This is a genomic window from Bacillus sp. Je.9.29.b (genome assembly GCF_051129925.1).
Taxonomy (GTDB): Bacteria; Bacillota; Bacilli; order Bacillales; family Bacillaceae; genus Bacillus; species Bacillus safensis.
This window is the reverse complement of record NZ_JBCPSO010000007.1, coordinates 49,063-69,659: the sequence shown is the minus strand read 5'-3', so window position 1 is coordinate 69,659 and position 20,597 is coordinate 49,063. Positions and strand designations below refer to the sequence as shown.

The 20,597-nt window shown below is 41.4% G+C and carries 26 protein-coding genes; 11 read left to right on the top strand and 15 right to left on the bottom strand.

Annotation, left to right across the window (positions count from 1 at the left end; translation table 11 throughout):
- Positions 1-61: 61 nt before the first annotated feature.
- The 3 genes from AAZR19_RS14920 to AAZR19_RS14910 are packed head-to-tail and all read left to right on the top strand — an operon-like array spanning position 62 to position 836.
- Positions 62-199, top strand: a complete 138-nt coding sequence (locus tag AAZR19_RS14920; protein WP_003212904.1) for a YuzL family protein — start codon at positions 62-64, stop codon at positions 197-199.
- A gap of 44 nt (positions 200-243) precedes the next feature.
- A complete protein-coding gene (locus AAZR19_RS14915; RefSeq protein ID WP_224426662.1) occupies positions 244-477 on the top strand; it encodes a hypothetical protein in 234 nt (77 codons plus the stop codon).
- A gap of 11 nt (positions 478-488) precedes the next feature.
- On the top strand, positions 489-836 hold the full coding sequence (locus AAZR19_RS14910; protein ID WP_024423410.1) for a spore coat protein: 348 nt from the start codon (positions 489-491) through the stop codon (positions 834-836).
- Positions 837-1,050: 214 nt separating this feature from the next.
- Here the strand turns inward: AAZR19_RS14910 and AAZR19_RS14905 are convergent, their stop codons facing one another.
- From AAZR19_RS14905 to AAZR19_RS14895, 3 genes are all read right to left on the bottom strand, one after another.
- Entirely contained in the window at positions 1,051-1,302 is a 252-nt protein-coding gene (locus AAZR19_RS14905; RefSeq protein ID WP_024423411.1) for a YusU family protein, read from the bottom strand.
- Positions 1,303-1,373: 71 nt separating this feature from the next.
- A complete protein-coding gene (locus tag AAZR19_RS14900; protein WP_008347057.1) occupies positions 1,374-2,204 on the bottom strand; it encodes an ABC transporter ATP-binding protein in 831 nt (276 codons plus the stop codon).
- Between the two features lie 146 nt (positions 2,205-2,350).
- Entirely contained in the window at positions 2,351-2,797 is a 447-nt protein-coding gene (locus AAZR19_RS14895) for a YusW family protein (RefSeq protein ID WP_265191724.1), read from the bottom strand.
- 113 nt (positions 2,798-2,910) lie between these two features.
- Between AAZR19_RS14895 and AAZR19_RS14890 the strand changes: the two genes are divergently transcribed.
- Entirely contained in the window at positions 2,911-3,753 is an 843-nt protein-coding gene (locus tag AAZR19_RS14890) for an oxidoreductase (protein ID WP_434703611.1), read from the top strand.
- A gap of 46 nt (positions 3,754-3,799) precedes the next feature.
- Here AAZR19_RS14890 and AAZR19_RS14885 read toward each other — a convergent pair whose 3' ends face one another.
- Positions 3,800-5,200, bottom strand: coding sequence for a S1C family serine protease (locus AAZR19_RS14885; protein WP_202738623.1), 1,401 nt, complete (start codon positions 5,198-5,200; stop codon positions 3,800-3,802).
- A 326-nt stretch (positions 5,201-5,526) separates the two neighbouring features.
- Here AAZR19_RS14885 and AAZR19_RS14880 point away from each other — a divergent pair, with 326 nt between their 5' ends.
- Together AAZR19_RS14880 and AAZR19_RS14875 are read left to right on the top strand one after the other, a co-directional pair.
- Positions 5,527-6,204, top strand: a complete 678-nt coding sequence (locus tag AAZR19_RS14880; RefSeq protein ID WP_076839980.1) for a response regulator transcription factor — start codon at positions 5,527-5,529, stop codon at positions 6,202-6,204.
- The gene (locus tag AAZR19_RS14875; protein WP_034280863.1) at positions 6,201-7,532 is read left to right on the top strand and encodes a HAMP domain-containing sensor histidine kinase; all 1,332 of its coding nucleotides are present in this window, start codon (positions 6,201-6,203) and stop codon (positions 7,530-7,532) included. Before AAZR19_RS14880 ends, AAZR19_RS14875 begins: the two co-directional genes overlap by 4 nt.
- Positions 7,533-7,552: 20 nt before the next feature.
- Here AAZR19_RS14875 and spxO read toward each other — a convergent pair whose 3' ends face one another.
- Entirely contained in the window at positions 7,553-7,717 is a 165-nt protein-coding gene (spxO, locus tag AAZR19_RS14870; RefSeq protein ID WP_003212782.1) for an anti-adapter protein SpxO, read from the bottom strand.
- A 192-nt stretch (positions 7,718-7,909) separates the two neighbouring features.
- On the opposite strand from spxO, the gene AAZR19_RS14865 reads away from it, so the two are divergent.
- Positions 7,910-8,788: a TetR/AcrR family transcriptional regulator gene (locus tag AAZR19_RS14865; RefSeq protein ID WP_087976168.1), complete on the top strand. Its 879-nt coding sequence runs from the start codon at positions 7,910-7,912 to the stop codon at positions 8,786-8,788.
- A 21-nt stretch (positions 8,789-8,809) separates the two neighbouring features.
- Here the strand turns inward: AAZR19_RS14865 and AAZR19_RS14860 are convergent, their stop codons facing one another.
- The 3 genes from AAZR19_RS14860 to AAZR19_RS14850 form a co-directional block, all read right to left on the bottom strand.
- Positions 8,810-9,115, bottom strand: a complete 306-nt coding sequence (locus tag AAZR19_RS14860) for a hypothetical protein (protein ID WP_395894066.1) — start codon at positions 9,113-9,115, stop codon at positions 8,810-8,812.
- Positions 9,116-9,269: 154 nt separating this feature from the next.
- Positions 9,270-10,664 carry a class II fumarate hydratase gene (fumC, locus tag AAZR19_RS14855; RefSeq protein ID WP_024423418.1) on the bottom strand — a complete coding sequence of 465 codons (1,395 nt, stop codon included), beginning with the start codon at positions 10,662-10,664 and terminating at the stop codon, positions 9,270-9,272.
- Positions 10,665-10,753: 89 nt separating this feature from the next.
- On the bottom strand, positions 10,754-10,921 hold the full coding sequence (locus AAZR19_RS14850; RefSeq protein WP_003213147.1) for a YvzF family protein: 168 nt from the start codon (positions 10,919-10,921) through the stop codon (positions 10,754-10,756).
- A 112-nt stretch (positions 10,922-11,033) separates the two neighbouring features.
- Between AAZR19_RS14850 and AAZR19_RS14845 the strand changes: the two genes are divergently transcribed.
- Genes AAZR19_RS14845 through AAZR19_RS14830 form a run of 4 tightly spaced genes read left to right on the top strand, consistent with a single transcriptional unit; the run spans position 11,034 to position 15,063 of the window.
- Complete coding sequence (locus AAZR19_RS14845) at positions 11,034-12,458, top strand: spore germination protein (RefSeq protein ID WP_041107733.1); 1,425 nt, start codon at positions 11,034-11,036, stop codon at positions 12,456-12,458.
- A complete protein-coding gene (locus AAZR19_RS14840) occupies positions 12,445-13,539 on the top strand; it encodes a GerAB/ArcD/ProY family transporter (RefSeq protein ID WP_041107735.1) in 1,095 nt (364 codons plus the stop codon). The genes AAZR19_RS14845 and AAZR19_RS14840 overlap by 14 nt, the downstream gene beginning before the upstream one ends.
- On the top strand, positions 13,536-14,657 hold the full coding sequence (locus AAZR19_RS14835) for a Ger(x)C family spore germination protein (RefSeq protein ID WP_226014970.1): 1,122 nt from the start codon (positions 13,536-13,538) through the stop codon (positions 14,655-14,657). Before AAZR19_RS14840 ends, AAZR19_RS14835 begins: the two co-directional genes overlap by 4 nt.
- 37 nt (positions 14,658-14,694) lie before the next feature.
- Positions 14,695-15,063, top strand: a complete 369-nt coding sequence (locus AAZR19_RS14830) for a hypothetical protein (protein WP_041107739.1) — start codon at positions 14,695-14,697, stop codon at positions 15,061-15,063.
- A 42-nt stretch (positions 15,064-15,105) separates the two neighbouring features.
- Here AAZR19_RS14830 and AAZR19_RS14825 read toward each other — a convergent pair whose 3' ends face one another.
- The 7 genes from AAZR19_RS14825 to AAZR19_RS14795 all read right to left on the bottom strand — a co-directional run bounded on the left by AAZR19_RS14825 (position 15,106) and on the right by AAZR19_RS14795 (position 20,378).
- Positions 15,106-15,741: a response regulator gene (locus AAZR19_RS14825; RefSeq protein WP_024423423.1), complete on the bottom strand. Its 636-nt coding sequence runs from the start codon at positions 15,739-15,741 to the stop codon at positions 15,106-15,108.
- Positions 15,738-16,802 (bottom strand): two-component system sensor histidine kinase LiaS, encoded by a 1,065-nt coding sequence (gene liaS / locus AAZR19_RS14820; RefSeq protein WP_024426016.1) that lies wholly within the window; start codon positions 16,800-16,802, stop codon positions 15,738-15,740. The genes AAZR19_RS14825 and liaS overlap by 4 nt, the downstream gene beginning before the upstream one ends.
- Complete coding sequence (liaF, locus tag AAZR19_RS14815; protein WP_169510657.1) at positions 16,799-17,590, bottom strand: cell wall-active antibiotics response protein LiaF; 792 nt, start codon at positions 17,588-17,590, stop codon at positions 16,799-16,801. Before liaF ends, liaS begins: the two co-directional genes overlap by 4 nt.
- A 3-nt stretch (positions 17,591-17,593) precedes the next feature.
- Positions 17,594-18,463 carry a LiaG family protein gene (liaG, locus tag AAZR19_RS14810; RefSeq protein ID WP_041107741.1) on the bottom strand — a complete coding sequence of 290 codons (870 nt, stop codon included), beginning with the start codon at positions 18,461-18,463 and terminating at the stop codon, positions 17,594-17,596.
- A 104-nt stretch (positions 18,464-18,567) separates the two neighbouring features.
- Positions 18,568-19,236, bottom strand: coding sequence for a stress responsive protein LiaH (gene liaH, locus AAZR19_RS14805; protein ID WP_024423427.1), 669 nt, complete (start codon positions 19,234-19,236; stop codon positions 18,568-18,570).
- A gap of 15 nt (positions 19,237-19,251) precedes the next feature.
- The gene (locus AAZR19_RS14800) at positions 19,252-19,644 is read right to left on the bottom strand and encodes a membrane protein (RefSeq protein ID WP_041107743.1); all 393 of its coding nucleotides are present in this window, start codon (positions 19,642-19,644) and stop codon (positions 19,252-19,254) included.
- A 164-nt stretch (positions 19,645-19,808) separates the two neighbouring features.
- Positions 19,809-20,378 (bottom strand): cob(I)yrinic acid a,c-diamide adenosyltransferase, encoded by a 570-nt coding sequence (locus AAZR19_RS14795; RefSeq protein ID WP_075621793.1) that lies wholly within the window; start codon positions 20,376-20,378, stop codon positions 19,809-19,811.
- Positions 20,379-20,597: the final 219 nt, after the last annotated feature.

Here is a 20,597-nt window from a genome sequence, read left to right as displayed (position 1 = left end):
TTATTTTGTGACGTATGAATTAAAGATGAGAGGGAATTGTAAGAATGGAGGTGATGTCCACATGTCTCGTTTGAAGAAAAACCCATCGAAAGCAGGCGTTAGTGCTGCAAGTGTAAAAGGAAACGCAGGTCCATCACAGGAAGCAGACCTAGGCGGGAAAAAAACCAGTCAAAATCAGCAATATAAAAAGAATCAGTAAGGAAACAAATTCGTAAGGAGGAACACAAGTTGAACAATCAGCAAATGAATATGCCCCCAGAAGTCATTTCAGTGAAGGATTCCTTGTACTTAGAGGATATGCTCAACTGGAACTTGATCGCCATGAAAAAGGCTCATTTTATGGCCGAGCATTGCCAGGACCAAACATTGAAACAAGAATTAAATCAAGTTGGGCAAATGCATCATCAGCATTACACACAAATTCTTCAGCATTTAGGCAGCTCAGGGCAAGGCCAGTCTACTGGCTTTATGCAATAGGAGGAAAAAACATGGAACAGCAAAATCAACAAAAAATCGGGAATCCACAAACTCCGGTTCCCACAACAACCAACATGAACGATCGTGATTTCGTCACAGATCTCTTATCGACTGAAAAATATATGACAAGTGGATACAACACAGCGCTCAATGAATTCAGTCATGAATCTCTTTACCAGGATATTCAGCGAATTGCACTGGAAACACAGAAAACACAAAGACATTTATATGATGTCATGTTCCGATATGGCTGGTATTCTGTTGAAGCCGCTGATCAGCAAAAGCTCCAGCAGGCACATCAGAAATTCCAGCAAACACTGACAGATCAATCTCCGTACGGTTCATCACAAATGTCATAAGAAAAAAACTGCCAGTTGGAGCTGGCAGTCAATTGTTGACAAAGGGCTAAAATGATGTTGATTTTAGCCCTTTGTCTTCTTTTCAGCGTGATAGAAAACCTTTGCAGTCTAGGAAGGACGAGCACTGGCGCGGAGCGAATTGAACATTCGTGAGCACCAGCGCGCAGGACTGACAAAGAATGCGAGGGTTTGTCTACACGCTACTGGCAGTTTTTTAACGGTCTTTATTGGCGCGGTGAGCTTCGTTCAACTGTTTGATTCGTTGAATCGTGTGTTTGATTTCTTCTTTTGCTTCTGGATACGTTTCATTGAAATGCTTTGCTAGCGGCGGCATGCTTTTTGCGATATGGGAGTAGATCACCCATTGTTTCACATCTTGTTTCAGCTCGTCTGTTGATTCACCGAGCAGCAGCTCTGTATATTTATCAAGCAAGCCTTCCAGCTTTTCATCTAATTCATTTCCCATTGATATTCCGCTCCTTTTTCAGAAAAAAGCCTGACTCTGTGAGATACAGATGTCAGGCTTTTGACATACGATTATCTTGCAGCAAGAAACGTTTCAGCTTGCGCTTGCTGCACAATACAGCGTCCTCTACCGTGCGGAATACATAATGGTGTTCCAAATAAAGGATCTGTTGTCACTTGGCAATTCATATCAAAGACATTTTTCACGAGATCACAATTAATCACTGTTTCTGGTCTGCCTTCTGCATAGATTGACTTGTCTTTAATCGCCACAAGATGATGAGCATATCTGCATGCAAGATTGAGATCATGAAGAACCATCACAATCGTGCGCTGCTCTTTCTCATTTAAATCAAACAGAAGGTCCAAAATTTCGATTTGATGTGTCATGTCTAAATATGTCGTCGGCTCATCTAACAAAATAATATCGGTCTCTTGGGCCAGCGTCATCGCAATCCATGCACGCTGCCTTTGTCCACCTGATAATGAATCAACGGTCCGATCAGCAAGATCTTCCATCTTTGTTGACTTTAATGCGCGGTTCACTGCTTCTTCATCTTGCTTCGACCACTGCTTCAGCCAATTTTGATAAGGATATCTGCCTTGCTTCACTAACTGATGCACGGTTAATCCTTCTGGCGCTTCTGGTCCTTGTGGAAGAATGGCGAGCTGTTTCGCTACTTCTTTTGTTGGTAATTTTGCAATGGAATGACCTTCAAGCAGGACAGAACCACCCATTGGCTTCATGAGACGGGCCAAAGAGCGAAGTAGTGTGGATTTACCGCATCCATTACTGCCAATAAATACTGTGATTTCACCCTTAGGGATTGATACATTTAGTTCATCGATGATCATTGTTTCTCCGTAGCCTAAGCTTAAACCTTCAGTAGAAATGGCACTCATTCCGCTCAAACGCTCCTTTTCTCATCCAAATTTTTATATGAAATATCGTCTATGTACAGACGTAAAAGATCACTTATCTCAATTTAGTGTATCAGATTTAAGTGATCTTGAAAATCATTTTCAATTAAAAAATGAGAAAGTCTCGTTTATTTCTTCCTTTGGAATGTACGTTTGGTCCCATCCTCGAGCTTTAGATCGATCTGAATCCGCTGATAATCATCATCTAAATTAAAAGCAGCTAATAGTTCATTTACATACGCTTCATTGATCGTTGCACTAGGAATCGACATATCATTCAGCTTCATCTTCATCTCGCGCAAGGCTTCTTCTCCTTCATAGCGGACACCATTCATGTGATCACGAATGATTGCCTCCTCTTTGCCTCTTGCCTGACGATAAGTCGCTTCGTATAGTTCGTTTTTCTGACCATATTGGACAAGCAGATGCACATGCTGAAATGGCAGTTCCTTCATTTGAACAGCTGACAGACTTTCTGCTTCTGCTTCATGTGTTTGTTGTAACGGTTCAACTGATTGACAGCCGGACAGCATAAAGAGCAGCACTCCTATTCGTCCCGCCTTCTTCCAACACATCATGGGTTTCCTCCTATTTCACAGCATCGCTTTTTATTCTTCTCCAGGCTCCTTTTTGTTATTCAATAAAACAGCCTACTATGATAAATTGAAACAAAAAGGAGAACCGGATGATGAAAAAAACAGCCATTGTAACTGGTGCCAATAGCGGCTTTGGCAAGCTCATCACGATGCGTCTCGCCAAGCGGGGCTATACAGTGATTGCCGGCGTCAGACAGGAAACCAATGCAAAAAAGCTCGCTGAAGAAATCGAGCAAGCCTCTTTATCCGGCATGATACATATTGAAATGTTAGATGTGACCGATACGCAGTCGATTCAAGCATTTCAGAAGAAACTTCATGCCTATGCACCCATTACCCTGCTTGTGAACAATGCGGGAACAGCCTTTGCTGGTTTTGCAGAGGAGGTTCCTGTTGACACGTACCGCCAACAATTTGAAGTGAATGTCTTCGGTGTGATGGAAATGACCCAAGCCGTGCTGCCGTTTATGACGAGTGGTGCAAAGATTTTCAATATAAGCAGTATCAGCGGATTGATGGGAATGCCTGCACTTTCTCCATATGTATCATCTAAGTTTGCGTTGGAAGGCTATACAGAAAGCTTGCGGATTGAACTGGCTTCGTTCGGTATACAGGCGGTCTTGATCGAGCCGGGCTCTTTCCAGACGAATATTTGGAACACCTCCATGAACGAGCAAATGATTCAGCCAGCAGAAGGATCGAAATACACAAAACTCTATCAAAAGATGATGGCCCATATTGATGTCCAGAAATCCAACTATGGAGATCCTCGTGAAGTGGCAGAGCTTGTTGTACGATTAGCAGAAAAGAAGCGGCTGAAACGGCTGAGATATCTTGTTGGAAAAGGCGTACGACTTTCATTCACAGCAAAGCAGCTTCTGCCGTGGAACATGTGGGAACAGATCATACTACGTACACTCTCTTCAAAAAAATAAGCACAAAAAAACAGGCGGATATGTTGACATCCACCTGTTTTTTCATTTATTCGCTATCTGACTGTCCAAGGGTAATATCTAGATTTTTATTCTTTCCTTCACGGATGACAGTCATTGTGGTTTTATCGCCGACTTTTGTTTCTTTGTAAAGAATTTCTTTCAGCTGAGAGCTGTTCACTACGTCTTTTCCTTTGAACTTAATGATGACATCTCCAGATTTCAAGCCTGCTTTTTGAGCAGGTGAACCTTTTGAAACATCCTTTACGTAAATGCCTTTGCCGATTTGTTTATCAAATAAGCCGAGCGTATTTTCCTGATACGTCTCAGGCACTTGCTCAAGGTCAATCATTTGTACGCCAAGGTATGGACGTTCGACTTTTCCATTTTTCAACAGCTCATCTACAATCGGTTTGACATCGTTACTTGGGATCGCAAATCCGAGTGATTCCACACCGCTTTCGCTGATTTTCAAGCTGTTGATGCCAATGACTTGACCATCAGTATTGATAAGGGGTCCCCCGCTGTTTCCTGGGTTAATGGCTGCATCTGTTTGCAGCACATTCATCTCCACCGTACCAGATGACGTATTTGCTTCTACGGTACGATCAAGACCACTAATAATTCCTTCTGTCACAGTACCCGAGAACTGTGCACCGAGCGGATTCCCAATGGCAATGACTTTATCTCCAGCACGAAGCTTAGAAGAATCACCAAAGCTCGCCACTTTATCAATGCCGTCTGCGTTCATTTCAACAACGGCTAAATCGGTCATGACATCACTGCCGACAAGCTTTGCGTCTTTCGTTTTTCCATCATAAAGGGTGACCTTGATTTTATTGGCACCTTCGACAACATGGTTATTTGTAATAATGTACGCTTTTTTGCCATCTTTTTTGAAGATGACACCAGAGCCTGTTCCAGCTTCAGCTTCTGTTTGATCACCGCTCAGGCCAAACGAATTTTGTGTAGATTGATAGTTTGAGACCCCAACAATGGTGGGCTCTAAATCTTCTACCATATCAGCCACATTTGTGGCATTGGTGATTTGTTTTGTCGAGAAATTATCTGAGGCTGCCGGCTCGCTTGATGCGGTCTGCGTTTGCGTGTTAGCAGCTGTATCCTGTGACTGCGGCAAAAGCGGTGTAATGCCAAGTACAAGACCCCCGCCAATAATTCCTCCAAGAATCGGGCTCAGCCATGCCGCCTTCCGCTTTTTCTCTTTTTTCGACGCACGGTCATCCACCATTTGAGGAGAATGATTTGTCACACTCTCCTGAGTGGCAGATGCTTCGTTTTCATGCTGGTGAAAAACAAGTTCCTTCTCTTTTTTTGGTGCGTCTATTTGTTTCTCATTCTCTGGATAGGTATCTTTTTGCTGATTCATTTCATTGTCTTGATTTTCTGGATGATTCATCTTATTCTCTTCATCTTCTCTTCGGAAATCCATCGCTTGCACTCCTTTACATCATGTTTCATTCATATGTCTAGATAGGACTCAGGTCCTCTTAATGGAAAGATCATTGAAAATTACTTTATGGCAATATGTCAAATTATATAATACTTATTCATAGAAAAAAAGCAAGGTGCGCACATTGATGAAAAGCACCTATTCATCCGCCTTTTGTCTATGCCCTTTTTTCCCTTGACCTTATCATAATCAAACATTATGGGATAATGATGAGAAGAATATGTGAAATTGTGAAAAAAGCGTGTGATTGTTGACATGCCGCCTTCGTATCCCTTTATAATGACGTTGAGAGGATGTGGAAGACTTTGTCGTACACCATTTATTTAGTTGAAGATGAACAAAACTTAAATGAACTGTTAACCAAATATTTAGAGAGTGAAGATTGGAATGTCTCCTCTTTTTTAACTGGAGAAGCGGCACGCGAGGCCATGAACAAGCCGCCGCATCTATGGATTTTAGATATCATGCTGCCTGATACAGACGGCTATACCCTCATTAAAGAAATTAAAGCCGCATCACCTGACGTACCGGTCATTTTCATTTCAGCCCGTGATGCAGATATCGACCGTGTCCTCGGTTTAGAGCTGGGAAGCAGTGATTATATTGCAAAGCCGTTTCTTCCGCGTGAGCTGATCATTCGGGTTCAAAAGCTGCTGGAGCTTGTGTATAAAAACAGCGATACCCCGCAGCAGCAAAGCGTCACTTCAGTTTCTTCTTATATCATTCATGAGGATGTAAGAGAGGTCTATGAAGAGGGGCAGCTCATTAACTTAACTTCTAAGGAATTTGACTTGCTGCTTTTATTTACACATCACCAGGGACATGCTTTTTCGCGTGAAGATATCCTCGTCAAGATTTGGGGACACGATTACTTCGGGACAGATCGTGTGGTGGATGACCTTGTCAGACGGCTGCGCAAAAAAATGCCCGACTTAAAGGTCGAGACCATCTATGGATTTGGCTATAGGATGCTTAAAGGATGAAGAACAAACCGCTCGCTTTTCAAATTTGGGTTGTGATCTCTGGCATTTTGCTCACCATTTCCATTGTCCTGATTATTCTATTTTCCAATACATTACGTGACTTCTTCACAAATGAAATTTATAAAAATATCGAAAATGAACAGCAAGTGCTGACAGAATATCCATTGAACCGAGACGGCTCGCCAAAGTCGACACCGGAAAACCGCTCCGTGCAGCACATTTTGATCCCGTCAGATGAATTAGATCAAATGGCGCAGTTTTTTCCGCATGCCTTTATTGAGAAAATCCAATCGTTTGTGAAAAAACAGAAAAGCGCAACGAAACGGTATTCTGAAGAGGTGAACGGCCAGCATATCTTTTTTGTCATCAAAAAAGTATCATCAGGCAATACACAATATATTCTTCTGTCCTATGCACCAGATTCTTATCGAGACGACCTGTCCTTTACGCTGTTTAAACAGCTGATCTTTATCTTAGGCACTGTTATTTTACTAAGCTGGATTCCATCGATTTGGCTTGCCCGCTATCTATCCCGACCAATCGTTGCGTTTGAAAAGCACGTCAAACGGATTGCCCAAGAGGACTGGGACGACCCTGTCATCGTTGACCGGCAAGATGAAATTGGCAAACTTGGTCATACCATTGAAGAAATGAGACAAAAACTCATTCAAAAAGATGAAACAGAACGGACACTTTTGCAGAATATTTCACATGACTTAAAGACACCTGTCATGGTCATCCGCGGCTACACGCAGTCCATTAAAGATGGTATTTTTCCTAAGGGAGATCTTGAACAAACGGTGGAAGTCATTGAAGGTGAAGCGGAAAAGCTTGAGAAGAAAATCAAGGATCTGCTGTACTTAACAAAGCTTGATTATTTATCAAAACAACATCCCGCACATTCTTCCTTCCTACTCAGTAATACGATGCTGGAAGTGGTCGACCGAATACGCTGGTCGAAAAATGAATTGCAGTGGAACGTGGACTTAGATGATGAGGCTGCTCTTGAAGGCGATCCAGAACAATGGAGCAAATTATTTGAGAATGTACTAGAAAATCAACTTCGCTACGCAAAAAGTAAGATTGATATTCAGATGAAACAGGAAGAGGATCAAATCCGCATTGTCATTCGTAATGACGGTCCTCCAATTGAAGAACATATGCTGTCCAACCTATACGAGCCTTTTAGTAAGGGAAAAAAGGGCGAATTCGGTATTGGATTAAGCATTGTCAAAAGAATCCTTTCAATGCATCAAGCGTCCATATCTATTGAAAATGATGATCTAGGTGTACGTTATACAATTATGGTTCCAAAGAAGAGACTGTAGGTTTTTGACCGCAGTCTTTTTTAGATGAATGAATACCCATTGAAATCACGGTATGTGGCTTTGATCTTTTTGCCAGCTTGATACATCCATTTCTTTTCAATGGTTGTCTCTTTTGGCATTTTGACTTTTTCTACTTGAATTCCTTTTGTTCGCAGGCGTCTAATCATATCATCGATTTCTCTCATGGAACATCATCCTTTCACATATTTTGACCAGTTGGTCACCTTACTTTATAATATAAAGAATTACACTGTAAAAAACAAGTTACAATCTGATTAATTTTTGAAAACTTTCGTCGTTTATGACCGATAAGTCACATCTCTTTGCGCACGTTTCCTAAGACAATTGTCTCTCGGTAAGAAAGGATGACATTCATTTTGAAAAAGAAAGAAAAAATGATCATTGAGGCTGGCATGAAATTATTTGCCAGCAAGGGCTATAACACAACGTCTGTTCAGGAAATTGCAGATGAATGCCACATGTCAAAGGGTGCTTTTTATCTTTATTTTAAATCAAAGGAAGCACTGCTCATTTCGATCCTTCATTACTATTACGATAAGGTATTTACCCGGATTCATGAGGTTCAAACAGAGGGCGGCACACCAAAAGAAGCCTACCGCAAACAGCTCACTGTCTATTACGATAATATTTTGCAGCAAAAGGATTTTATTAAAATGCAGCTGAGCGACAGGGCGCTTCCATTGAATGAAGAAACGCAGCAGCTCGCAAAGCAAATTAGGCTTGCAACCATCCAGCTTCACATCGATAACATTAAACAAGTGTATGGAGATGCTGCTATTCCTTATATGGCTGATTTATGTTTGACGATTGAGGGCATGAGCCACGTTTATTTCGAGCTTGCAATTTTATATGATTTTCAGCTAGAAGCAGAAGAGCTGGCCACAACCATGATTCATCGTATCGATGATTTGATGGGCGGTATGATGAAGCGAAATGATCTTCCTCTCATTTCTGTAGATCAAGCGAGCGATTGGTTTGGTCCAATTTATGAACGGTCATTCGATCCGCTCACAGAATCTCTTTTAAAGGAATTAAGAGAGATGGCTGAAGCACACTATGAAGTGAAAGACGAGCCTGAATTATTTGAAGCGCTTGGCATTCTGGAAAATGAATTAAACAAACAAAAACCAAGACAAGTCATCGTGAAAGGCATGCTGTACCAATTGAAACTATACGCACCGCTTCAAACCAATTCTGAGTCACTTTTGCGTATTTTGAAAGAGGATCATTTGTAAAACCCAGGGGATGCCCTGGGTTTATTGTTGTGATAAAAAATCAAAATCCTTATGTGTCAGTTCAGGAAGTTTGTTGGCTTGAACTCTATTTAGTAAGTCATCTACATATCTTTGAACAGCAAGCATGTCACAAGGAAAATCAAATTCAAATTCTTCCTCTATCGACAGTGTGTCCATACAATACGAACAGGTTGGTTTAAAGCCAAGCATATCGTTATTGAAACTTAGAACATCTTCATACGACTCTTCTGACAGCTCAAAATGAGAGATCAAAAATATATCAATATGATTCCCACCCTCGGGCCGTCTTTGATCAATATATAACAAAAAAGCTGACTCCTCCGTATCTTGGGACATTACTTGAAAGAATTCAACATCACGTGTCCGCAACCATCTAATAAACCTTGTCTTTAATGTTCTCACAACTATTCACCTCAAATATCTTCCCACATAAAAACCAGGGGCAGCCGCCCCTGGTTTCTTATTTTGCTTTTGGTGTCACCATTTCCTCTGGTTTCACAAATTGCTCGAACTGCTCTTCTGTTAACAGCTCTAATTGAAGTGCTGCTTCTTTTAGTGTTAATCCTTCTTTGTGAGCAAGCTTCGCAATTTTTGCTGCATTTTCATATCCGATGTGCGGGTTAAGTGCCGTCACAAGCATCAATGAATTGTTCAAGTTTTTCTCAATCGTTTCAAGGTTTGGTTCGATTCCAACTGCACACTTGTCATGGAATGAGTTCATGCCGTCAGCAAGTAGTTCAACTGATTGCAGGAAGTTATAAATGATGACTGGCTTAAATACGTTCAGCTCAAAGTTTCCTTGGCTTGCCGCAAAACCGATTGTGGCATCATTCCCCATGATTTGTGCTGCAATCATGGTTAAAGCTTCACTTTGGGTTGGGTTGACTTTTCCTGGCATAATGGAGCTTCCCGGCTCATTTTCAGGAATGATCAATTCACCAATTCCGCAGCGAGGACCACTTGCAAGCCATCTCACATCATTGGCAATTTTCATTAAATCAGCTGCAAGTGCTTTTAAGGCACCGTGTGCATACGTAATTTCATCATGGCTTGTCAGGGCATGGAATTTGTTTGGTGAAGAATTGAATGTTTGACCTGTCAGCTGGCTGATTTCCTCAGCAACATATTGACCGAACTCAGGATGTGCGTTAATGCCTGTACCAACAGCCGTTCCGCCAATGGCTAATTCTCTCATTTTTTCAGTTGATTCTAGAATCATTTCTTTTGAACGGTCCAGCATATATACCCAGCCGCTAATCTCTTGGCCAACTGTCAGCGGTGTTGCATCCTGCAAGTGCGTACGGCCGATTTTCACAATCTCTTGATACGCTTTTGCTTTCTCATCAAGAGTTGTTCTTAACTGGTCAATTGCAGGCAGCAATTTTTTGTACACAGCTAAAACAGCTGCCACGTGCATAGCCGTTGGGAATGTATCATTTGAGCTTTGGCTGCGGTTAACGTCATCATTCGGGTGAATGCTGAACTCGCTATTTTTATCTTTCAAGTAAGCAGTTGCTCTGTTTGCAACGACTTCGTTCATGTTCATGTTACTTTGTGTTCCACTGCCTGTCTGCCAAACAACAAGCGGGAAATGCTCGTCATACTTTCCGCTGATGATATCATCACATACAGCAGCAATTGCTTCTGCTTTTTCGCTTTCAAGGTTGCCAAGACGTTCGTTCGCAATCGCTGTGCTACGTTTCAAAATTGCAAACGCATTCACAACTTCCTTTGGCATTTTCTCAGAACCGATTTTGAAATTTTCTTTGCTTCGTTGTGTTTGTGCACCCCAGAACTTGTCCTTCGGCACTTTGATTTCGCCCATTGTGTCTTTTTCGATTCTAAATTCCGTCATTATGTATCCCTCCATAGCTTCTCATCACTCAACTCTATTCTATACAAAAAACGAAAATCCTTTAAGCGTTTTCAATTAAAATTTTATCTTTATTTTAATTTTAGTTCAATATAAACGCGAACATCCTTCGAATATTTGTATTTTGGGTTCGTTTTTCCGTAATCCTTTGATGTATATGTCACCTCATAATGCTTGTCAAATGACTGTAGAATACGGTCGATCTCCTCTTTTGTTCCTGCTAAACGAATCTGTGCCATCTTGTTTCCTCCAAAACCCTCATTCTTTCTTTTACCACAAAATAATGTAACACAGAATATTGTTTTTTCAAGCAGGTAATGCTAAGAAAAAGATTTGAGGCAGGTGATCCGAATGAATCAAACTCCATTAAAAGAGCACTTATACGATAATCTCTCCGTCATCCTTCCACAATTAAAGGAAATGGACGATTTGGTTCATGAGAAAAAAACACTGCCTCACGGACAGGTGGTTTACTATTTATACATAAAAGAAATGAACGAAACGATGGAGATTCAAACCTTTTTAAAGCTGCTTCTCCAAGATCATACGTCTCTCACAAAAGAGAAGCTGGAATCCAATTTATCGATGATGACCACCCGTTCTGTGAAGACCTCCGAGGAATTGGTCGATGCGATTTTTGAAGGGCATTGCGTGGTACTGATTAACGGATTTCAGCATGCGTATATTTTAGAAACGCATGGAACGAAGAAACGCAGTATAGGTGATGCTACCTCTGAAACAGTTGTGAGAGGACCGAAAATTGGCTTTATTGAAGATTTAGATACGAACTTAGCTCTTGTGAGGCAACGCTTGAAAAACCCCGATCTTAAAACGGTCGACATGAAAATTGGTCAAAAAAAGTACACCCAAGTGACCATCATGTACATTGACGGTATGGCTCAATCGTCTGTTTTAAAAGAAGTGAAAAAAAGGCTCAAACAGGTCACGATTGATGATATACAAGATTCTGGTGTTCTTGAGGAACTGATTGAGGACAATGTGTACTCGCCTTTCCCGCAAATACAAAACACAGAACGGCCGGATAAAGTGGCATCTGCTTTAAATAATGGACGTGTCGCCATTTTTGTTGACCATTCACCTTTTGTGTTAATTGTACCTGCTTCTCTCGCGACAATTATGCAATCACCTGATGATTATTATGAAAGGTGGATTGCCGCCTCTCTCATTCGTATGCTGCGGTTTACCTCTATCTTTCTGACATTATTTTTATCAGCCATTTATATTGCGCTTGTGTCCTTCCATCAAGGACTATTACCAACAACACTAGCTATTTCGATCTCAAGTACAAGAGAAAATGTCCCCTTTCCGCCAATTGTGGAGGCACTCATCATGGAGATAACGATTGAGCTGCTGCGGGAAGCTGGTTTAAGGCTGCCAAATCCGCTCGGTCAAACGATTGGACTTGTAGGCGGAGTCGTCATTGGGCAGGCGGCCGTTCAGGCTCATATTGTGAGCTCGATTATGGTGATTATCGTCAGTGTGATTGCCCTTGCTTCCTTTACTGTGCCTCAATACGGAATGGGCATGTCCTTCCGCGTGCTCCGCTTTGTGTCCATGTTTACGGCTGCTACTTTGGGTTTATATGGGATTGTGCTGTTCATGCTCGTTCTCCTTACCCATTTAACACGGCAAAAAAGTTTTGGTACGCCTTATTTCTCACCAGACTTTGTGTTCAGCTATAAAAATGAAGACAATTCCATCATTCGATTGCCTTTGAAAAATCAAAAGAAAGGAGAACGATATGGTCAATCATAAAGAGTCGATTTCCAGCTATCAGGCAAGTGCCATTATTGCCAATACAACATTAGGTGCAAGTATGATGATTCTGCCCAGAGCAATGGCACAGGCTGCAACTACACCTGACGGCTGGATTGCACTCTTACTCATGAGTGTCATTTACATTGTATTTATTTTTGTGAATGTCCTTATGATGAAAAAAGTCCCCTTCTCCTCTTACTATGATTATACAAATGAGGGGCTTGGAAAGTGGATTGGTGCTCTTGCTAACCTGCTCATTATTGTTTATTTTCTTGGCGTTGCCAGCTATGAAGTACGGGCTATGTCAGAAATGGTGAAGTTCTTTCTGCTTCAAAACACACCTGTAGCGATGACCATGATCAGCTTTATTTTGGTTGGTCTTTATCTCGTAGTCGGCGGGATTGGTGATTTTGCCAGACTGTGCCCTTTTTTCCTCATTGTCACCTTGATTATCTTATTTGTTGCATATGGACTCAGTGTTCAAGAATTTAAGTTAGATAACCTCCGGCCTGTTTTAGGAGAGGGATTCTCCCCTGTCTTCAAATCCCTTAACGCATCAGCCATTTCGTTTGTCGGCATTGAAATGATGCTGTTTATGCCTGTCTATATGAACACGCAAAAACACACCTTTGCTTATGGCGCAGTCGGCTTTTTGATTCCTGCGATCATCTATATTTTCACCTATATTCTTGTCGTTGGTGCGTTCACCGTGAAAGAAACTGCGACGTTGACTTGGCCGACGATTGCTTTATTTCAATCATTTGATATACAAGGGATTTTTATTGAACGGATTGAATCATTTTTGCTCATCGTTTGGCTTGTTCAGCTTTATACGAGCTTTGTAGGATATACGTTTTTTGCTGCAATGGGGGTATCTAAACTAACAAAATTACCAAAAAAGATCGTGCTCGCGTTGATGGGAATTGTCATCTACTTTGCCGCCGTTTTCCCAAAGGATGTTGATACAGTGCGTGATTATTTAACCTATGTGAACCATTTATTTTTCCTTTTATTCGGCATCCTCCCCTTTCTCTTATTTATCATCGTGTTTTTTAAAAGGAGGCGGAAAGCAGCATGAAAAAAAAGGCGGCCTTTGCATTAATGGCCCTTGTTCTATTAAGTGGATGCTGGGATAGTACCAATATTGAGGAGCTCAACATGGCGATTGGTTATGGCTTAGATAAAGGAGATGACGGTCATAAGCTTAAAGTATCTATGCAAGTCCTTGTTCCTCAAAAAATTGAGCAAGAATCCAGCGTAAAAGACCCAACAAAGATTATTGAAACTAGTGGTGATTCCGTACATCAAATATTCCGAACAACAACGCTCAAAAGTCACCGTATTTTCGCCCAGCAGCTGAGGGTGTATTTATTTTCTGAGGAGCTCATCACTGAGAATAATTTCGACCTCGTCATTAATCAATTTATTCGCGACAATGAAACACGGAGAGGAAGCCTTGTCTTTATGACCTCTGAGAAGCCTGGGGACTTGCTGAAAATCAATGACGATGGACAGCCAGCTTCTTCTACATTATATGATATTTCTAGGAATACTAAATCGACTATACGTATGTTCAAGCCCGTTTCATTAGGAGATATTTCTTCTGCTATGCAAAACAACGTATCTTTTGCTGTTCCAAAAGTCGGTGTGGATCAAGGGAAATTAATGCTGGACGGAGCCTCTATTATAAAGAACAGACGATTTCTCACCGACATCTCTCCGTTAGCCGTGCAGTCATATAACCTGTTGACCGGAGACGGAGAAGGAGGAGTCATTGAATTTGAATATGATCACAGCATCTATTCGTTTGAAATTTTTAAACTGAAACACAACATTGAAACGAATAAAACAGCCAGCGGAAAATATCAATTTAATGTGTCAGTGGCGCTTGAAGGAAGATTATCTGAGGATTGGAATGAGCGGGAAAATGCATTTAATGAAAAGTATCTCCAAGAGATTGAAGGTGTTGTGGAGCGTCGATTAGAGAAAAACGTAAAAGATTTCATTGAGGAATTACAGCATGAGATCAAAGCAGATATTTGCGGGTTTTATCAAAAAGCGAGTATTGTGTATCCAAAGGACTTTCGAAAAGAAGCGAAGCATTGGGATGAAATATTTAGTGAATCGGACATTCGTTACAAAGCAAATGTGAAAATCCGTGACTTCGGGACTAAGGGCGCAACACAATCTTTATAGAGTATGTTAAAATGGTAAGAAAAAAAGGGTGTCAATCATGAAACGAGCTTTACTTTCGGCCGGCATTCTATTTTTGATTCTGGGGATACTTCTGTTAATCGTTGTATTCACGCAATCAAAAGAAGATTTCTTCATTGAAGCCGACAGCTTTTCAAGCACATTTTTGATCGTGGTTTATTATGGACAAACCCCTGCGCTCCTTCTGTTGGGAGGCGGATTATTCGTAGGACTTTCACAGATCATTGATTTGCAGGAAAAAAAAGCGGCAGCAGCAAAGGAGAGCGTAAAGCTTTTATCCGAAATGAAGAAAACCCTGGAAGAAAAATCGGCCAAGGAGCAGGAGGCTTTTCCAGTTCCTGAGCTCCATCAACTATCCGAACGTCCGATCACAGGACAGAAGGACTAATTTTACGCATGTTCTAGCAGCTTTCACATGAAAGCTGTTTTTTTATTGAATCAGCTTATGACGGTGCGCATACACAGCCGCCTGCGTTCGATCTTCCACATCAAGTTTGGAAAGAATGTTGGTAATATGGGTCTTCACCGTTTTAATTGTAATAAATAATTCCTCGGCAATGACCTTATTCGATTTCCCATCCGCAATCAGCTTCAAGATCTCCATTTCTCTTGCTGTTAATGAATCGTGAAGGATGGACCCATTTGATGAATGACGGAGTTTATTCATGACCTTTCCAGCCACTTTTGATTCAAGTCTTGGTTCGCCGATACTTGCAGATCTGATGGCATCAGCAATTTCTCCTGCCTTGGATGTTTTTAATAAATAGCTTAAAGCACCCGCCTCAATCACCGGATAGACTTTATCATCGTCAATAAAGCTGGTCAAAACGATGATTTTGGCATCTTCAATTTCCTGACAAATTCTTTTCGTTGCTTCGATGCCATCCATCCCCTCCATGACAAGATCCATTAAAATCACATCTGGCTTTAACTCAACGGCTAGCTCTACACCTTTTTGTCCATCTGACGCTTCACCAATGACTTCAATATCAGCCTGCGCCTCTAAAAAGGCCGCAAGCCCCATTCTCACCATTTCATGATCGTCGATTAAAAGCACTCGAATCATCGAACGTTCTCTCCTTTTCCTTCATCAAAAATGGGAACCTTCACATCAATTTGTGTGCCTTTTCCCTCAAATGACATAATCTCTGCGACACCGCCTACTTCACTTGTTCTCTCTCGAATCGATTCAAGTCCGTAGGAGGCTGTCTTCACATGATCTGTTTGAAAGCCGATCCCATTATCAATAATCTTTAGCTGCACTTGCCGGTTTCTTATGAGCAGGCGCACAGTTACCTTTGTCGCCTTTGCATGCCTAAATACATTAGACAGGGCTTCTTGCACAATTCGGAAGAGGTGGTCCTCTACTCCTTTAGATAACGGAACATCATCTTCGATTTCCCAATCAATATCAATCGGCTGCTTTGCTTGGAATTCATTTAGCAGCTCAATTAAGCCTTTTTTCAGGTCTTTTCCTTCTAGCGTGATCGGTCTTAGGTGAAGCAGAAGAGCACGCATCTCATTTTGTGCATCGCCAGCCATTCGTTCGACAAGCTGCATTTGCTTTAATATCTTTTCGTCCTTTTCCTTCATGCCTTCAAGAATAGCTGAAGTCATCATTGAAATCGCAAATAACTGCTGACTGACCGCATCATGGAGCTCTCGTGCAAGCCGCTGCCGCTCTTCTGAGACGACCGATTTCTTCATTTGAACCTGCCATTCAGCCCGTTCATTTGAAAGTTTTTGCAAAGAGGCTACTTGCCCTTCGACCCGCTTCGCCATTTCATTTAATTGATCGGCGGCTAAGCCAATTTCATCGTCGCCAAGAGACGGCAGTCTGTATGCAAAGTTTCCATTTTCAAATTTCAAAATCGACTCTACAAGCTGATCGAGGCGTTTCTTATGCTGATAGCCAAATACACTCCCGGCAGAAATCCCAATCGCAAGACTAACGATGAGTAAAATACAAAAAAACGGTATCCCAAACCAGCGGGTAGAAAGCAGGATCATCGGATCGAGCTGATAATAAAAAAACATCGGCAGTGTCGTCATCGTCACAACACCTAGCGAGATACCGACGCCAAGACGAACAGATTGCCACTGGAGACCTAAATGCAATTTCCTCATAAGTATCTCACATCCACATCTCCGATCAGCAGAGAGATGGAGATTTTCACTTTTCGTTTGCTCTCATCGTAATCGTTGGTCATCACGTACACTTTACTGCCAAACCCGCTTCTTTTTTCATCTATGATTTTCATATCACCAATCGCGGCGGAAGCACTCACACATACTTCAATATCCTGCGGTACGTAAATATCCACATCTCCGATCAGCCCGCTAATCACGATCGTACTCTCTTCTTCTGCGATGATCGCCTTTGATAAATCGATTTTAACATCGCCAATAAAACCTGAAATCGTCAAATCACTTAATTGAAACGGCTTTTTCATCAGCCTGACTTCACCAATAAAAAAGTCATGCTCTTTGCGCGGCTTTGTCTGGCTTTTTGTTTTCTTCTGATCGCTCTTTTTTTCAAGATTGACTTTCAGTGAAGGCTTCCCGTCTTCTGATGTTTCCTTTTTATCGACATCAAAAACAGGTTTATTTTTCAATAAGCGATAGCCGGCATAAATCAAAAAGGCCGCAAATAAGTAACCTGTTAAACTAAATGTAATATTGAGCAGAAATTTTAAGAAGAGAAAGCCGGCAAAAATATAGGAAACTGAACCGAGCCAACGTTTGGATCGTGAGTGCAGCCAATAACCCGCCAGCGCAAAAAACACAGGCCAAAACAAATCTGCTCCGATCCCAATAATTTTGAGAAATAAATTAATACCAAATATCACGACAATGATGCCTAAAATTTGATTCCTTGTAAAACGCAGTTGACTCGCCTCCTTCCTTTCTTTCATTCATTACCGCAGCTTGAGGTTACCACTTGTCATTTCAATATCGACTAAATGTGTCCCTTTTCCCCGCGTACCTGTAAAGCCTCGACCTTCACTATCCACTTGATCAAAGTCATACGAGTGATCGACGCTTCCACTTGTTTTTTTCACCTGAACGTTGAAATCTCCGTCATCTGGCAAATTAAATTTCGCGCTCCCTGATGTCATATGAAAGGAGACAGGTGACTCAATTGTATCAAAACTTGCTGTCAATCGGCCGCTTGTCATGCCCAATTGCAGCTCGCCTTTGACATCATTAATATCAGCACGCCCTGAAGTTGCCCCAATATCACTATCCTTCGCATCAATGTGCGACACTGCCAGTCTGCCAGAGGTTGCTTTGATTTCTACATTTTTTGCTGAGAAATTCTCGGCTGTGAGGTTTCCGCTCGTTGATTTGAGTATCACATCTTGAAGGGACAGCTTTCCTTCTCCGTCAATCTCACTGACGCCGCTTCCACCCGTAATCTTCACATTTTTATGATAATCTGTTGGAATTTTAACTAAAAGCTCTCCTTTTTCAAATTGAGTAAAAAACAAGAAGCTTTTATTTTCAGCACGAATTTTGAACGTACCGCCTGTTTGCTCCGCATACATTTTCCCTTTTCCATTGACAGCAGTCACGGAAATATCGGAACGATTTTCAGGTTTTACCTTCACGCGAAACCCAGAAAGAGAAATATCTAATTGATCAATCTCCTCTTTTTTCGCTGAAGCTGTTGTCACTGGTTTTTCACGGGAAAAACTTAAATGAAAGAGATTTTCATTTTTGAAAAGCATGCCAATCATTAAAAAGATACCTACCAGTATACAAATTAGACCGATTAATCGCTTCATTCATACCATCCCTTTATCTTCTGACCTTTTCATTATAAGGAAAAGCGAAACAGAAAGAAATCAAATATCGGAAGAAAAAGCCTGCTTTTCTTCCGATGTGATCTCTATACGTTTGCTTGCTGTTGTTCAGGCTTTTTCTCGAGCTTGAGCTTCTGCCATTCTTTTTCAACCTCATCGGCATAATCTAAATGAGCATATGCCCCTTGATCTGCAAATTGTGCATAGCTGCCTGCTTTTGTTTCCATTTCTTCAATACGGTTCTCCATTCGCAGAAACTCTTTATATGCACTTTCACTGTCTACTTTATTGATGGAATCATTCATATGCTGCTTTGCCTGTGCGGCATTGGCTCTTGCAATCAGTGCCTGCTTCTTGTCTTTTATATCACGCAGCTTCGTTTCCAAGTGCTGCAATTGCTCTTTCAGCTCTTTTAATTGTTTCACAGATTGCTGATAGGCTTCCTGATATTCGTTGTGCTTTTCTTCAAAATACTTCATTTCTGTGAGCGCTTTTCGTGCAAGCTCCTCTTCTCCCGCATGATATGCCAGCTCGGCCTGCTTCTTTCGCTTTTCAGCAAATGCTTCCGTCTCTTCTGCTTTTCGCAGGAAGCCTTGCTGAATCGTTTGCTGTTTGATGATGGCATGTTTCGCTTTCGCAACATCATCCTCCATATCACGAACGTATTGATTCAGCATGACACGCGGATTCTCCAATTTATCTAAACCTTCATTGACAGTTGCAACAAACATATCTCTTACTCTTCTTAATACCATTTGATATTCCTCCCTTTATTTTTTCTTTAAAAAGTCTTCCCATTCTTGATCAAAAGACGTATGAATCGGTTCTTCCGTATTAGGTGCCGTGTTTGGCTCCATATATGCTCTGCTTGATGAGTTTTTGGTAGATTCACCATTGATCATCGACCAGCCAAAATAAAGAAGTACCCCTGCAAATGCGATGCCGAGTATAAACGGCAGAAATTGCACGACGATCAGTACACCAATGACTGCTAGAATGATCCCTAAGGTTTTACTGCCTTTTTCGTATTTTTTAACACCTACATAGATGAGGCCTGCCCCAATTAAAACCGGGATCAGTCCACCAAATGAACCACTAAAGAAGATGGATAAACCGACAAACAATAAAATTGAACCGATAATGGTTTTACTTGTTATTTTCATCTTCATGCCTCCTTTCTTGCTCCTTGCTTTAACTATAGTCAAAAAAGAAAGCCGGCAAAACGTGTCACAGATTGATCTTTGATTGCGACTAGAGTCGTAACAATGCTCAGACTGAGCGGCAGAACCTAATAAAAAAGCACTCTTCTATTTGAAGAGTGCTTTCCTTATTTAGAACGAAACACGTCGGCACTTCGTTCATATTCAACATCAGCTTCACCAAGCCGATGATTCACGATTCGGGCGGCTGCAAATAAATAATCGGATAGACGGTTTACGTAAGTGAGCGCAACGGCTGGTATCTCCTCCTGTTTCGCAAGCGTCACAATATGCCGCTCGGCTCTTCTGACGACTGTCCGCGCCACATGTAAGAGAGCAGCGCCTTCCTGACCACCCGGTAAAATAAACTTGGTAAGCGGCGCGGCCTCTTCTACATAGACATCCATTCTTTCCTCAAGGACTGTCACAGAGGCTTCTGTTAATTTGCCTTCCTTACGTGGTTTGACTGCTGCCAAATCACCGCCGCAGTCAAACAGCTCATGCTGTATAACGATCAGCTCTGACAAAAGGTCCGGAAACAATTCGCCATGCTGCCGTAATTTTGCATGCGCGAGTCCAATAAAGCTATTCGCCTCGTCTAACGTACCATACGCCTCTACTCTCACATCATCTTTATCGGCTCTTCCTCCGATCAAGCCTGTTTGGCCCTGATCCCCGGTTTTCGTATAAAGTTTCAACGGTTTTCCCTCTTTTCTACTGCTTTGTCTTTTTAGTATAACCCGAACTGAATAAGATGCAGTTGTTTTACTAAATCATGAGGAATGAATGTCATCAATGAAAAAGAAAAGTGAACCATTTGTTAAATTAAGATATTAAATAATAGGATAGATAGTCCATTATGAAGGCAAACCATCCTTTTTATTTCATTATAAAATAGTGATTGAAGATATAGTTTA